The organism is Burkholderia sp. 22PA0099 (assembly GCF_047497165.1).
Classification (GTDB): domain Bacteria; phylum Pseudomonadota; class Gammaproteobacteria; order Burkholderiales; family Burkholderiaceae; genus Burkholderia.
Genome location: NZ_CP163165.1, coordinates 3,591,630 through 3,604,509, shown reverse-complemented (window position 1 = coordinate 3,604,509; position 12,880 = coordinate 3,591,630). Strand labels below are relative to the sequence as shown.

Sequence of the window (12,880 nt, the reverse complement as noted above, 5' to 3'; positions counted from 1 at the left end):
GTCGAAACGGCTTTATGTCGAGCGGCTGATCCGCTCGACACCGCTTACCCCATCGAACTCGCCCCGCCACCCGCGCAGACATGCGAGAGCGCCGTATCGAGTGCCGGTGTCTGCCGCGAGTCGTAACGCGTCAGCGCTTTCCAGTTGGCGATGCTGCCTGCGACGCGCGACTGGCAATCGGGCGCCTCGCGCAGCGGTGCGACGCGGGCCAGCGCGGCGATCATCGATTGCGTCAGCTTGTCGAACTGCGGGCGCGTGGTGGCCGCGAGGTCGGGCGGCGTGCCCTGCGGCGGCTGGCTCACGCGCCAGCTCGCGAACAGCGCGTTCTGCATGATCTTGCTCGCCTCGATCTGATCGGCGAAGAACGCATGCGCGTAGTCGCGATCGATCCCACTCGCCACCGCGCGGCGCTCGACGTCGGCCAGCAACTGCGCTTCGCGCGGCTTGTCCTCGATCGGCTTGTGATTGGCCCACTTCCATTGCGCGACCGGTTCGGCCAGCGCGATCCGTTGCGAGGCGAGCGCGACGAGGTTGGTCAGCGGCGTGTCGTCGCCGTCGGCGCTGGCGGGCAGCGCGATAAGCAGGGCGGCCAGCGACACGCAGGCGCTGGCAAAGCGAAGGGGAAATGTCATGGGAGTCGGCGTGAGCCGGCAGGCAGCCGGACGAAGCGGAAAACGACGAGGATAAACGAAGGCAGGGCGTGAACGCGCTCAGGCGGTGTTCAGTGCATCCGGACGAACGCGCCCGAGCGGCCGGCGAGGCCGGCGAGGCCGGCGCGGTGCACAGCATGTCGTGGCGAGCAAGCCTGCGGGTGCAAGAAACGGGACGCGATCGACTGGCGATTCAGGACGCGCAGGCCGATGTCACTTGGGCGTGCCGAGCTTGTGCTGTTCATCGAAGAACGCGCGCACATGGTCGGGCAGTTCGGCGAGAAACTCGACGGCCACCGGCTCCGGGTCCGGGCTCATCACTTTCTCGGGAGGTGGCATGCGAAGTGGTTTCTCATCCATGATCATTCTCCTTGCGGTGTGTCGATTATCGATCTCCTAACTCGAAGATTTCCAGCAAGGAATCGTTTCATTTTGTCGATGTTGCTTAAACCGCACAGCTGCTGCGATTTTGGCGTGCCGCACATCGGCAAAATAGGTGCGCGCGCATCCATCCCGTGAGGGTTTGCACGGATTCGTCGGATGGCTCGATGCCGGAAAAACGGGGAAGGGTGTGAGAAGGGTGTGAAGCGGATCGACTGCTTGAGGGAAGCGGCGCGATGCCGACGACGCGAAATGGCGGCAGGACGCGCCCGGCGGAGCGCAAACTTGCGGGCCGCCGGGCGACACGGCTCGGGTGCTATGCGCGCCTGAACAGCCGGATGATGAACAGCAGGATGACCGCGCCGATCACGGCGACGATGATCGAGGCGAAGAAGCCGCCGCCGACCGCGATGCCGAGCTTCGCCGCGAGCCAGCCGCCGATGATCGCGCCGACGATGCCGACGATGATGTCGACGATCAGCCCGAATCCGCCGCCCTTCACGAGCAGGCCGGCAAGCCAGCCGGCGATCGCGCCGATGATGAGCCACATAATCAAGCCATGAGCCATGGTGGTTCTCCAGGTTGCTGTTGGTATGTCGAGAAACGAACGAACCGGCCGCGGGCATTGCACCGTCTTGCGGCTTGATGCGCCGCTGGCTCCGGGCCCGTTGCCCACGCAATTTACTTCAATAGCCGGGTCAGGAGCGTTAAGTAATGTTAGGCAGCGGGCAAAGGCGTAACCAAAGATTTTTTCGAGGAGAAACCCTTGTCCAGAGCCTTTCGGCGGCCTTTCAGGGCGAAGCGGGGAGGGGAGAAACCGAGGCGGAAAAACAAAAAGCCCGATCACGAGGATCGGGCTTTCTGCTTGATTCGGATGGTGCCGGAGATAGGAGTCGAACCTACGACCTTCGCATTACGAATGCGCTGCTCTACCAACTGAGCTACACCGGCAACAAAGAGATGAAATTATAGGGTGATTTCTGCGAGGCTGGCAAGCGGTTCGGCGAAGAAATTTTCAAATTTCTGCGTTGCTTCGACTAAGTGCTTGATCCGGAAAGGATCCAATCTCGCAATCGACCGCAACGAATCGCTCAACTTCGTGCCTGTATCGCCCCGAGCGTCGACAACCGTTACCAGCCATCTGACCCTGAGTCTTTCAGCGCGGCGAATTCTACGCTGAAAGCCGCGCGCGAGGGAAGGGGCGGCCCCTCCCGGCGCACTTTTTGCGGCGCTGCAATACGTTGCTCTCGCGCCGCCCGTGCTTACTTGGCCGCGGCTTCCTGGTGGTAGCGTTCGACGCGCTCGACTTCGTTCTTCGAGCCGAGGATTACCGGCACGCGCTGGTGCAGGCCGGTGGGCTGCACGTCGAGGATGCGCTCGGTGCCGGTGGTGGCCGCGCCGCCCGCCTGTTCGACGATGAACGACATCGGGTTCGCTTCGTACATCAGGCGCAGCTTGCCCGGGCGGTCCGGCGTGCGGGCGTCGGCCGGGTACATGAAGATGCCGCCGCGGTTCAGGATGCGGTGCACGTCGGCGACCATCGAGGCGATCCAGCGCATGTTGAAGTTCTCGCCGCGCTCGCCATCGGCGCCGGCGTTCAGTTCGTTGACGTAGCGCTGCACCGGCTCGTACCAATGGCGCGCGTTCGAGGCGTTGATCGCGTATTCGCGCGTATCGGCCGGAATCTGCATGTTGCTTTGCGTGAGCACCCACGAACCGAGTTCGCGGTCGAGCGTGAAGCAGTTCACGCCGTAGCCGGTGGTCAGCACCAGCACAGTTTGCGGGCCGTATACCGCGTAGCCGGCCGCAACCTGGCGCGTGCCCGGCTGCAGGAACGATTCCTCGGTGGCTTCCTTGCCGTCCGGGCAGCGCAGCACCGAGAAGATCGTCCCGATCGACACGTTCACGTCGATGTTCGACGAGCCGTCGAGCGGATCGAACACCAGCAGGTATTCGCCGCGCGGGTAGTTTTCCGGGATCGGGAAGAACGTTTCCATTTCTTCCGAGGCCATCGCGGCGAGGTTGCCGCCCCATTCGTTGGCGTCGAGCAGGATCTCGTTCGACAGGATGTCGAGCTTCTTCTGCACTTCGCCCTGCACGTTTTCGCTGCCGGCGGTGCCGAGCGCCTCGCCGAGCGCGCCCTTCGAGACGTTGTAGCTGATCGCCTTGCAGGCGCGCGCCACGACTTCGATCAGCAGGCGCAGGTCGGCCGGGAGGTTGTGGTTCTCACGCTGTTGCTCGATCAGGAATTTCGACAGCGTGGTACGTCGGGAAATGGACATGGCTGAACTCCGAGAGGCGAGGAAATCTTGTTAGGCCGCAATTTTACCCGCCTCGCCCGGGCCTGCCGCCTTTTTGTCGCGCAGCAGCATAATGCGCGCCGCGAGCCGGGCGCGGCCGGCGCTTCACGGCAGCTCGGTTTCGGGCAGCGCACCGGCGCGATACCGGCCGGGCGCGGTATGGGGCGCACGATGTCGGGCATGTCGCCCGGCACCGAACAGGTGATCAGCGTTTCGCTATATAGCTTGGGCCCGAGCAGGTGGTGCAATTCCGCTATCGAGCGGCTGTCGAGGCGGTGACGCCTGAATGAAAAACGGCCGGCGCCGCGTGAGCGGGCCGGCCGTTGCGTCATGCCGGTGAGGCCGGGACTGCCGTCAGGCCAGCGCCTTCTCGACGACCTCGCGCACGTCGCGCGACTTCACGCCGGCCGCGACGCGTTCGAGCGCCTCGCGCATGCGCTCGCGCAGCGCCGGCGTGTAACGCCGCCAGCTTTCGAGCGAGCGCGCCAGACGCGACGCGACCTGCGGGTTGATCGCGTCGAGCGCGAGCACCTGGTCGGCCCAGAACGCATAGCCGGAGCCGTCGGCGGCGTGGAACTGCGCCGGGTTCGCCGCACAGAAGCCGAAGATCAGCGAGCGCGCGCGGTTCGGGTTCTTCAGGTTGAACGCCGGATGGTCGAGCAACGCGCGCACCGTGGCCAGCGTCGGATGCTCGGCCGTGCCGCGCCGCGTGGCCTGCATCGAGAACCATTTGTCGATCACCAGCGCTTCCTTCTCGAAGCGCTGGTAGAAATCGGCCAGCGCCTGCTGGGCCGGCGCCTGCGCGGCGGCATCGGCAGCCGAGGCCGACAGCAGCGCGCCGAGCGCGGCCGCGCGGTCCGTCATGTTGTTGGCGGCTTCGTATTGCGCGGTGGCGAGGCGAACCGCGTCGGCCGGCTGCTTGCGTTCGGCCAGATAGGCGAGCGCCAGGTTCTTCAGCGCGCGATGGCCGCCGTCTTCCGGCGTCGGCGCGTACTCGCCCGGCGTGCGGTGACGTTCGTGGATCGCCAGCCAGTCGGCATGCATCGCCTCGGCCAGTTGGCCGCGCACGAACTGGCGCGCGCGATGCACGGCGGCCGGGTTCGCCTCGCGCATCTGGTCGGCCAGATAGGCTTCGGACGGCAGCGTCAGCGCCAGCTCGCGGAACGCAGGCGAGAGCGTGTCGTCGGTCAGCACGCGGCGGAACGCGTCGACGAACGTCGCGTCGAGCGTCAGCTCATTGCCCGCGGCGGCGCGGTCGGCCAGCGTCAGCAGGGCGCGCGTGGCGAGGCGCTGGCCGGCTTCCCAGCGGTTGAACGGATCGCTGTCGTGGGCGAGCAGGAACGCCAGTTCGTCTTCGCGGTAGTCGTAATCGACGATCACGGGCGCCGAGAAATTGCGCAGCAGCGACGGCAGCGGCGCGGCGGCCACGTCGACGAACGTGTAGGACGCCTCGGTTTCGGTCAGCTCGATCACGCGCGTGGTGCCGCCGGCCGTGGCTTCGCCGTCGAGGCGCAGCGGCAGGTCCTGGCCGTCGGCGCCGATCAGGCCGATCGCGAACGGGATCAGCAGCGGGCCTTGCTGGGTGTCGCGCGCGGCGGCCGAGGCCGATTCGCCGTAGCCCTGGCGCAGCGTGACCGTGTAACGCTTGGCGGCGGCGTCGTAGGCGGTTTTCACCGACACGCGCGGCGTGCCGGCCTGGCTGTACCAGCGTTCGAACTGCGCGAGATCGCGGCCGTTCGCATCGGCCATCGCGTGACGGAAATCGTCGCAGGTGACGGCATGGCCGTCGTGGCGCTCGAAATAGAGATCCATGCCGCGCCGGAAGCCGTCGCGGCCGAACAGCGTCTGGTACATCCGCACGACTTCCGAGCCCTTCTCGTAGACGGTCATCGTGTAGAAGTTGTTGATCTCGACGTAGCTTTCGGGGCGCACCGGGTGCGCCATCGGGCCGGCGTCCTCGGCGAACTGGAGCTGGCGCAGCACGCGCACGTCCTCGATGCGCTTGACCGCGCGCGCGCCGGCGTCGTCGGCTTCGCCGGCCGACATGTCGGCCGAGAATTCCTGGTCGCGGAACACGGTCAGGCCTTCCTTGAGGCTCAACTGGAACCAGTCGCGGCACGTTACGCGGTTGCCCGTCCAGTTATGGAAATACTCGTGGCCGACCACCGCCTCGATGTTCGCGAAATCGGTGTCGGTGGCCGTTTCGGGGTTCGCCAGCACGTACTTCGTGTTAAAGATGTTGAGCCCCTTGTTCTCCATCGCGCCCATGTTGAAATCGCCGACCGCGACGATCATGAAGCGGTCCAGGTCGAGTTCGAGGCCGAAGCGCTTTTCGTCCCAGTGGATCGAGTGGATCAGCGAATCCATCGCGTGGCGCGTCTTGTCGAGATCGTGCGGCTCGACCCACACCTGCAGCAGCTTCTTCGCGCCCGAGCCGGTGGTGATGGTTTCCTCGATCGACACGAGCTTGCCCGCGACCAGCGCGAACAGGTAGCTCGGCTTGCGGAACGGGTCTTCCCATTTCGCGAAGTGGCGGCCCTCGGGCAGCTCGCCCGAATCCACCAGGTTGCCGTTCGACAGCAGCACCGGGTAGTCGGCGCGGCTTGCGCGCAGCGTGACCGTGTAGGTGGACATCACGTCCGGGCGGTCGAGGAAATAGGTGATGCGGCGAAAGCCCTCCGCCTCGCACTGCGTGAAGAAGTTGCCGCTCGACACGTAGAGGCCCGACAGCGTGGTGTTGACGGCCGGCGCGCAGGCGCTGTCGATGGTCAGTTCGAACGTGTCGGGCAGGTTCTCGACAGTCAGCCCGTGCTCGTGCGCGCGCACCGTGTCGACCGGCTGGCCGTTCACGCGCGCGGCGATGAATTCGAGCGATTCGCCGAGCAGTTCGAGGTGCGGCGCCGGCGCGGCGTCCGGGTTGCGGCGCACGCGCATGGTGTTGCGCACCAGCGTGCGCTCGGGCACGAGATCGAATTCGAGGGCGACGCTGTCGATGAGGAACGCGGGCGGCGTGTAGTCGTCGCGGCGGATCACGGCGGAATGGGCGGCGGTATCGGACATGTCGAGCGTGGGCAGTAGGGGTTCGGGATTCGCCACCGGCCGCTTGTGGCGGCGGGGCGGGCTGTCCATTGTACAAAGGCTTGGCGCCGCCCGCGCGGTTCGAACTTTCGGCGTGCCGGCGGGTCTGCTGATGATCCGGCGGGTGGCGCGCGGCGTATGATCGCGAGGCCGCCCACCGGGGCGACATCGAATCGAACCCAAGGATCAAGATGAAAGCGAATCGTACGTTCCGCGCCGCGTTCTGGCTCGCGAGCGCCTGCGTCGTGCTGCTGTCGGGCTGCGCGAACTATGTGAGCACGCAGGTCACGGCATTTTCCGACTGGAGCGGCAGCGACGCCACGCGCAGCTACGCGTTCTCGCGCACGCCGGGCGAGCAGAACAGCCTGGAGGCGGCGACCTACGAGAACGTCGTCGCGGGCGAGCTCGCCACGCTGTCGTTCCGCCGCGTGCCGGCGGCTGACGCGCGTTACCTGGTGGGGCTGACCTACGGCATCAAGGGCGATCTGGTTTCGGTGCCGCAGCTGGTGTATTACGACCCGTGGTTCGGCCCGGGGCCGTACTGGCGCGGCGGCATGTGGGGGGGCTTCGGGCCGTGGGGGCCGCAGCCGGCCGGCTACGTGAATCAGACCTACCGCGTGTTCGAGCGCACGCTGAACATCCGCATCACCGAGCGCGCGACGGGCCGCGAGGTCTACAACGTCAGCGCACGCAATTCGGGCGGCGGCGGCTCGCTGGTGACGGCCATGCCGTATCTGGCGCGCTCGGCGCTGGCCGATTTCCCGCTCGGCAATGGCGCGACGCGCACCGTGCGTTTGCCGGTGGACCGCAACGGCGGTGGCCCGGCTCCGGCGCCGGCCGGCTCGAACGAGCGGGCGGTGCCGGCCGCGCCGGCATCGGCGGCGAGCGGCGCGAAGTAACGGCAAACAAGCATAAAGACACGGCGGGCCGGTAACGCGCCGGCTTGCCCGGCAAAAACGGGCCTGGCGCAGGAGCATGCGCCAGGCCCGTTTTTTCTTCCAGGTCGTCGGTGGAAGCCGGTTCGGCACGTGCGCCGACGGCACAGGTCCGCTCGGCCTGACGGCTCAGGCCGCCGCTTTCGCCGCTTGCGCCTCGCGCACCGGCTGCGCCGCATCGCGCCGGTGGACGCAGCGGCCGGCCGCATAGGTGCTGTGCACGGCGCGGTCGTCGCCGAGCATCGCCAGCGCGAACAGCAATTCCTCCAGCGATTCGGCCCGCGCGCTGCGGCGCGCCAGCAGCGGCGTGGCGGCCGGGTCGAGCACCACGAAATCGGCCTCCGAGCCGGGCGCGAGCGTGCCGACCTCGGCATCGAGCGCGAGCGCCTGCGCCGCGCCGGCCGTGGCCAGCCAGAACATGCGCGTCGCGCTCAGGTGATAGCCCGACAGCCGCGCGACCTTGTGCGCCTCGTTCATCGTCTGCAGCATCGAGAACGAGGTGCCCCCGCCCACGTCGGTCGCCAGCGACAGCGGCGCGTGCTGCGCGGTGGCGCGGTCGAAATCGAACAACCCGCTGCCGAGGAAGAAGTTCGAGGTGGGGCAGTGCGCGATTACCGTCCGGGTTTCGGCGATGCGCCGGCGATCCTCGTCGTCGAGGTGGATGCAGTGGCCGTACACGGCGCGCGGGCGCAGCAGCCCGTGGCGGTCGTAGATGTCGAGATAGCTGCGATGGCCGGGGAACAGCTCGGCCGCCCACTTCACCTCGTCGACGTTCTCGGCCACGTGGCTCTGCACGAACACGTCGGGGTGGCGGCGCGCCAGATCGGCGCAGGCCTCCAGCTGCTCGACGGTCGAGGTCGGCGCGAAGCGCGGCGTGAGCGCGTACATCTGCCGGCCGCGGCCGTGCCAGCGCGCGATCAGCTCGGCGCTGTCGTCGTACCCCGAGCGCGCCGTGTCGCGCAGGAATTCGGGGCAGTTGCGATCCATCAGCACCTTGCCGGCGATCATGCGCAGGTCGTGCGCCTCGCTCACCTCGAAGAACGCATCGGCCGATTGCTTGTGCACGGTGCAGTAGACCAGCGCCGTGGTCGTGCCGGCCGCCAGCAGTTGCCCGACGAAGAAGGCCGCCACCTCGCGCGCGTGGGCCGGATCCTCGAAGCGGCGCTCGGTCGGGAACGTGTAGGTGTCGAGCCACGGCAGCAGGCCCGGCGCCGGCGAGGCGATCATGTCGGTCTGCGGGTAGTGGATGTGCGTGTCGATGAAGCCGGGCACGATCAGCTTGTCGCGCAGCGCGACCACCTGCGTGTCGGGTGCGAGACGGCCGGCCAGCGCGGCGTAGGCGCCGGACGCGGCCACCCGGCCGTCCTCGACGATCACGAGGCCGTCGTCCTCGAACGCGGCGGCGTCGGCGGCATGCGCCGGGTCGCCGCGAAACGTCAGCAGCCGGGCGCGATAGGCGGTTTGAGTCATGGGAAACACTCCAGCATCGAAGAAATGAGGCGCGGGCTCACAACTGCGCGAGCAGCACGCCCGACAGCGCGGCGACGATCCACATCGCCGGCTTGATCTCGCGGCGGCGGCCGGTGAACAGCTTCAGCACGACGAACGCCAGGAAGCCGTAGGCGATGCCGTCGGTGATCGAATACGTGAGCGGGATCAGCACCATCGCGATGAACGCGGGGATCGCCTCGTCGAAGCGGTGCCATTCGATCTTGGTGATCGACTCCATCATGAACACGCCCACCAGGATCAGCGCCGGCGCGGTGGCGATCGCGGGCACCAGCGACAGCAGCGGCGAGAGCACCAGGAACGGCAGGAAGCAGAGGCCCGCCACCACCGCCACCAGGCCGGTGCGCCCACCCGCCGAGATGCCGGCCGCCGATTCGATATAGGCGTTGGCCGGGCTGGTGCCGAGCGGCGCGGACACCACCGCCGCGAACGCGTCGACCATCATCGACTGGCGGATGTTGCGCGGGTTGCCGTCGCGATCGACAAGGTTGCCGGCTTCGGAGATCGCCATGAAGGTGGAGAGCGCATCGAAGAAGGCCGTGAACAGCATCACGAAGATGAACGGCCAGTAGGCCACCTTCAGCGCACCGATCAGGTCGAGCTGGCCGATGCCGGAGAAATCGGGCGCGGCCACCAGGCCGTTCCAGTTGACGAGCGTTTTGGTGGCGATTGCGGCCGGCCAGTAGGCGGTGCCGTCGCCCCACACGCGGCCGATCGGGATCGCCAGCAGGGTGGTGACGACGATGCCGATCATCAGCGCGCCGGTCACGCGGCGCACCACCAGCACGGTGGTGACGGCCAGCCCCACCAGGAACGTGATCACCACCGGGTTCAGCGAGGCGCCGTGCACGATCGTGACCGGGTCGCCCACCACGAACTTCGCGTTGACCAGCCCGATCAGGCAGATGAACAAGCCGATGCCGCACGACACGGCGTGGCGCAGGTTCGGCGGGATCGCGTCGACCACCAGCTTGCGCGCATTGAACGCGGCCAGCACGGCGAAGATCACGCCGGCCCAGAACACGCAGCCGAGCGCCGTCTGCCAGGGCATCTTGCCGCCGTGCACCATGACGAACGCGAACAGCGCGTTCATGCCCATGCCCGGCGCGACCAGCACCGGGTTGCGCGCGTAGAGCCCCATCGCGCAACTGCCGAGGAAGCTGACGATCACGGTGGCGGTCAGCGCCGACGCGAACGGCACACCGGCCTGCGCCAGGATGCCCGGATTGACGACGATGATGTACATCGCCGTCAGGAACGTCGTGATGCCGGCGACGATTTCCGTGCGCAATCGCGAACCGGATTCGCGGATGCCGAAGAAGCGGTCGAGCGCGCTGCTCGATGCCGGTGTCTTGCTGCCGTTGTACGTGTCCATCGGGAAAGCTCTCCTCAGTCTCTGTTATGGGGACGACGGTGCGCGCGCGCTCGCAGGCGCGCGTCGCGGGTTGCATCGGCCTCCCCGGCAGGACGTGGGTGTCATGCCGGATGCCAGTGCGAATCGAGTTTCGCGATCAGCGCAGCGCGCTCGCCCTCGGTGACGAAGGACGCCTCGAAGCCGTTGCGGATCACGGTGTAAACATCCTGGTCGCCGAGCGACAGCGCGGAGACGGTCGCGAAGTAGTTGTCGTTGACGTAGCCGCCGAAGTAGGCGGGATCGTCGGAATTGATGGTCACGGCCACGCCGCTGTCGAGCAGCACCTTCAGCGTGTGCTGGGTCAGGTCGTCGAACACCTTGAGCTTCAGGTTCGACAGCGGGCACACCGTCAGCGCGATCCGCGCATCGGCCAGGCGCGCCACCAGCGCGGCGTCCTCGATGCTGCGCACGCCGTGATCGACGCGGTCCACCTTGAGCAGGTCGAGCGCCTCGATCACGTATTCCGGCGGGCCTTCCTCGCCGGCGTGCGCGACCAGCTTCAGGCCCATGGCATGGGCCTTCGCGAACACGCGCGCGAACTTCGACGGCGGATGGCCGCGCTCGGACGAATCGAGGCCCACGCCGATCAGGCGACGCGAATATTTCTCGAACAGCGGGATCGCGGCGTCGAAGGTGGCGAGCGCGTCCTCTTCCGACAGGTGGCGCAGGAAGCAGAGGATCAGCTTGCTCGACAGGCCGCGTTGCTCGGCATCGGCCAGCGCGCGGTCGATGCCGGCCACTACCGTTTCGATCGGCACGCCGCGTTCGGTGTGCGTTTGCGGGTCGAAGAAGATTTCGGTGTGGATCACGTTGTCGGCCAGCGCGCGCTCGACATAGGCCGCCGTCATGTCGTAGAAATCCTGTTCCTCGAGCAGCACGCTCGCGCCGGCGTAGTAGATGTCGAGGAACGATTGCAGGTCGGTGAACGCGTACGCCGCGCGCAGCGCCTCGACCGATGCGTAGGCGAGCTTCACGCCGTTGCGTTCGGCGAGCTTGAAGATCAGTTCCGGCTCCAGCGAGCCTTCGATATGGATGTGCAGCTCGGCCTTCGGGGCGAGCGCGATCTTCTCTTGAAAATTCGGAGTCATGAGGGGATGTCCTGGTCGGTCAGAATTGGGGGGCGGCCGGTGCGGCGGCCTGCGTGGCGTGCTGGTCGACGACCTGCAGAATTTGCGCGGCCACCGAGATCGCGATCGTCTCGGGCGCCTTGTCGACGATGCCTTCGACGCCGATCGGGCAGCGCATGCGGGCCGTTTGCGCCGGATCGATGCCGCTGGCGGCCAGACGCTGGTCGAACTGGATGCGCTTCGAGCGCGAGCCGATCATGCCGAAGTAGGCGTAGTCGGCGCGGTGCAGGATGTGCTGGGCCAGTTGGAAGTCGAACGCGTGATCGTGCGTCATCACTACGAAATAGCTGTGCGGCGCGGCTTCGGCCACGGCGCTTTCGGGCGTGTCGCGCGGCTCGATGCGCAGGTTGTCGATGCCGGCCAGTGCCTGCGGCTCGGGGAACGGCGCGTCGCGGCCATCCACCCAGCGCACGCGGCACGGCAGCGTCGCGAGCACGCGCACCAGCGCGGCCGCGGCGTGGCTCGCGCCGAACAGCTCCACGGCGAACGTGTGCGGCGCGATGGTCTCGGTCATCAGCGAGACGTCGCCGGTGCTCCAGAGCAGGCAGTCGGCGCGCGTCACGTCCGATTCCGGTTCGCTCAGCATCACCGGGTCCGGCGTCGGGCCGAACGCGATGCTGCGCACCGTGGCGCTGCCGGCCGCGACGCGCTTGGCCAGCGAGGTGATCCAGCCGAGATCGGCGATGTCGAGCCGCTCGAATGCCAGCGTCACGGCGCCGCCGCAGCACTGGCCGAGGCTCGGGCCGAGCGGCAGCCGTTCGAGGCGGCGCGCGTGGGGCAGGTGCGAGCCGTCCTTGAGCAGATGCCGAGCGATCTCGATCGCCTTCCATTCGAGATGGCCGCCGCCGATCGTATGGCGGGCGGTGTCGCGCGTGACGAGCATCTTGGTGCCGGCCTCGCGCGGCACCGAGCCTTCGGCGCGTGCGACGGTCACCAGCACGGCGGCTTCGCCGTGCGCGATCAGATGCTGAACATCGGTCAGCCAGGTTTCCATGGCGCGGCCTCCTTTAACGCCGCGCCGCCGCGCGGGACGCGGCGGGCGAGGCGAGTGAGAGGGCCGCGCGCGGCGGATGCCCGGCGAGCGAGCCGGCTGCGCACGGGGCCGGCGCGGGCTGGCGCGCGGCATCGGACGGCCGGTTCGGGCGGGAGCGGCGCGCGTGAAACACGGCGCCGCGAGGGCGGATACGGATGGTTTGCGTTGTCATGGTCAATAGCAGGACATTGCGGATCAGGCGCGCGTTACGCAGGGTCGACAAGCACCGAGGACTCCCGCCTCGCGCACGTAGATCGCCATCCGTTTTTCAAGATAGCACCGCAAAAACCGGGAAATATTTCCCCCGGCTGATGCGGGCTATTCGGTGGCGATCATGTTGATCGTAGTACGTGACGGGGCGGGATGGCGCGAACGGCGGGCGGCGAGGGCCGCCGGCGCAGCGCCGGCGGGGCACGTCCAAGGTGCTGCCGCGGTGCGCGGCGGGCGGGGAGA

At 67.6% G+C, this 12,880-nt stretch carries 10 protein-coding genes and 1 tRNA gene; 1 reads left to right on the top strand and 10 read right to left on the bottom strand.

Annotated features, from left to right (window positions below; all coding sequences use genetic code 11):
* Nucleotides 1-44 precede the first annotated feature (44 nt).
* The 6 genes from AB4851_RS31340 to pepN form a co-directional block, all read right to left on the bottom strand.
* Entirely contained in the window at nucleotides 45-632 is a 588-nt protein-coding gene (locus AB4851_RS31340) for a chorismate mutase (RefSeq protein ID WP_414450174.1), read from the bottom strand.
* A gap of 231 nt (nucleotides 633-863) precedes the next feature.
* On the bottom strand, nucleotides 864-968 hold the full coding sequence (locus AB4851_RS31335; RefSeq protein WP_414452007.1) for a chorismate mutase: 105 nt from the start codon (nucleotides 966-968) through the stop codon (nucleotides 864-866).
* A gap of 379 nt (nucleotides 969-1,347) precedes the next feature.
* Nucleotides 1,348-1,599, bottom strand: coding sequence for a GlsB/YeaQ/YmgE family stress response membrane protein (locus AB4851_RS31330; RefSeq protein ID WP_414445535.1), 252 nt, complete (start codon nucleotides 1,597-1,599; stop codon nucleotides 1,348-1,350).
* Nucleotides 1,600-1,906: 307 nt separating this feature from the next.
* Nucleotides 1,907-1,982: transfer RNA gene (locus tag AB4851_RS31325), tRNA-Thr, on the bottom strand.
* A gap of 311 nt (nucleotides 1,983-2,293) precedes the next feature.
* Nucleotides 2,294-3,313, bottom strand: a complete 1,020-nt coding sequence (locus AB4851_RS31320; RefSeq protein WP_414444180.1) for a class 1 fructose-bisphosphatase — start codon at nucleotides 3,311-3,313, stop codon at nucleotides 2,294-2,296.
* A 372-nt stretch (nucleotides 3,314-3,685) separates the two neighbouring features.
* On the bottom strand, nucleotides 3,686-6,391 hold the full coding sequence (gene pepN / locus AB4851_RS31315) for an aminopeptidase N (RefSeq protein WP_414451991.1): 2,706 nt from the start codon (nucleotides 6,389-6,391) through the stop codon (nucleotides 3,686-3,688).
* Between the two features lie 209 nt (nucleotides 6,392-6,600).
* Between pepN and AB4851_RS31310 the strand changes: the two genes are divergently transcribed.
* Nucleotides 6,601-7,308: a DUF4136 domain-containing protein gene (locus AB4851_RS31310; protein WP_414450173.1), complete on the top strand. Its 708-nt coding sequence runs from the start codon at nucleotides 6,601-6,603 to the stop codon at nucleotides 7,306-7,308.
* A 165-nt stretch (nucleotides 7,309-7,473) separates the two neighbouring features.
* Here AB4851_RS31310 and guaD read toward each other — a convergent pair whose 3' ends face one another.
* The 4 genes from guaD to xdhC form a co-directional block, all read right to left on the bottom strand.
* Entirely contained in the window at nucleotides 7,474-8,814 is a 1,341-nt protein-coding gene (guaD, locus tag AB4851_RS31305) for a guanine deaminase (protein ID WP_414450172.1), read from the bottom strand.
* A gap of 37 nt (nucleotides 8,815-8,851) precedes the next feature.
* Nucleotides 8,852-10,228, bottom strand: a complete 1,377-nt coding sequence (locus tag AB4851_RS31300) for an NCS2 family permease (RefSeq protein ID WP_414444184.1) — start codon at nucleotides 10,226-10,228, stop codon at nucleotides 8,852-8,854.
* Nucleotides 10,229-10,329: 101 nt separating this feature from the next.
* On the bottom strand, nucleotides 10,330-11,355 hold the full coding sequence (locus AB4851_RS31295; RefSeq protein ID WP_414450171.1) for an adenosine deaminase: 1,026 nt from the start codon (nucleotides 11,353-11,355) through the stop codon (nucleotides 10,330-10,332).
* A gap of 19 nt (nucleotides 11,356-11,374) precedes the next feature.
* On the bottom strand, nucleotides 11,375-12,388 hold the full coding sequence (xdhC, locus tag AB4851_RS31290) for a xanthine dehydrogenase accessory protein XdhC (protein ID WP_414450170.1): 1,014 nt from the start codon (nucleotides 12,386-12,388) through the stop codon (nucleotides 11,375-11,377).
* Nucleotides 12,389-12,880 lie beyond the last annotated feature (492 nt).

Bases quoted from the DNA above. Each gene is read 5' to 3' on its own strand.
- AB4851_RS31340 (WP_414450174.1), bottom strand. From the start codon at position 632: ATGACATTTCCCCTTCGCTTTGCCAGCGCCTGCGTGTCGCTGGCCGCC.
- AB4851_RS31335 (WP_414452007.1), bottom strand. From the start codon at position 968: ATGAGCCCGGACCCGGAGCCGGTGGCCGTCGAGTTTCTCGCCGAACTG.
- AB4851_RS31330 (WP_414445535.1), bottom strand. From the start codon at position 1,599: ATGGCTCATGGCTTGATTATGTGGCTCATCATCGGCGCGATCGCCGGC.
- AB4851_RS31320 (WP_414444180.1), bottom strand. From the start codon at position 3,313: ATGTCCATTTCCCGACGTACCACGCTGTCGAAATTCCTGATCGAGCAA.
- pepN (WP_414451991.1), bottom strand. From the start codon at position 6,391: ATGTCCGATACCGCCGCCCATTCCGCCGTGATCCGCCGCGACGACTAC.
- AB4851_RS31310 (WP_414450173.1), top strand. From the start codon at position 6,601: ATGAAAGCGAATCGTACGTTCCGCGCCGCGTTCTGGCTCGCGAGCGCC.
- guaD (WP_414450172.1), bottom strand. From the start codon at position 8,814: ATGACTCAAACCGCCTATCGCGCCCGGCTGCTGACGTTTCGCGGCGAC.
- AB4851_RS31300 (WP_414444184.1), bottom strand. From the start codon at position 10,228: ATGGACACGTACAACGGCAGCAAGACACCGGCATCGAGCAGCGCGCTC.
- AB4851_RS31295 (WP_414450171.1), bottom strand. From the start codon at position 11,355: ATGACTCCGAATTTTCAAGAGAAGATCGCGCTCGCCCCGAAGGCCGAG.
- xdhC (WP_414450170.1), bottom strand. From the start codon at position 12,388: ATGGAAACCTGGCTGACCGATGTTCAGCATCTGATCGCGCACGGCGAA.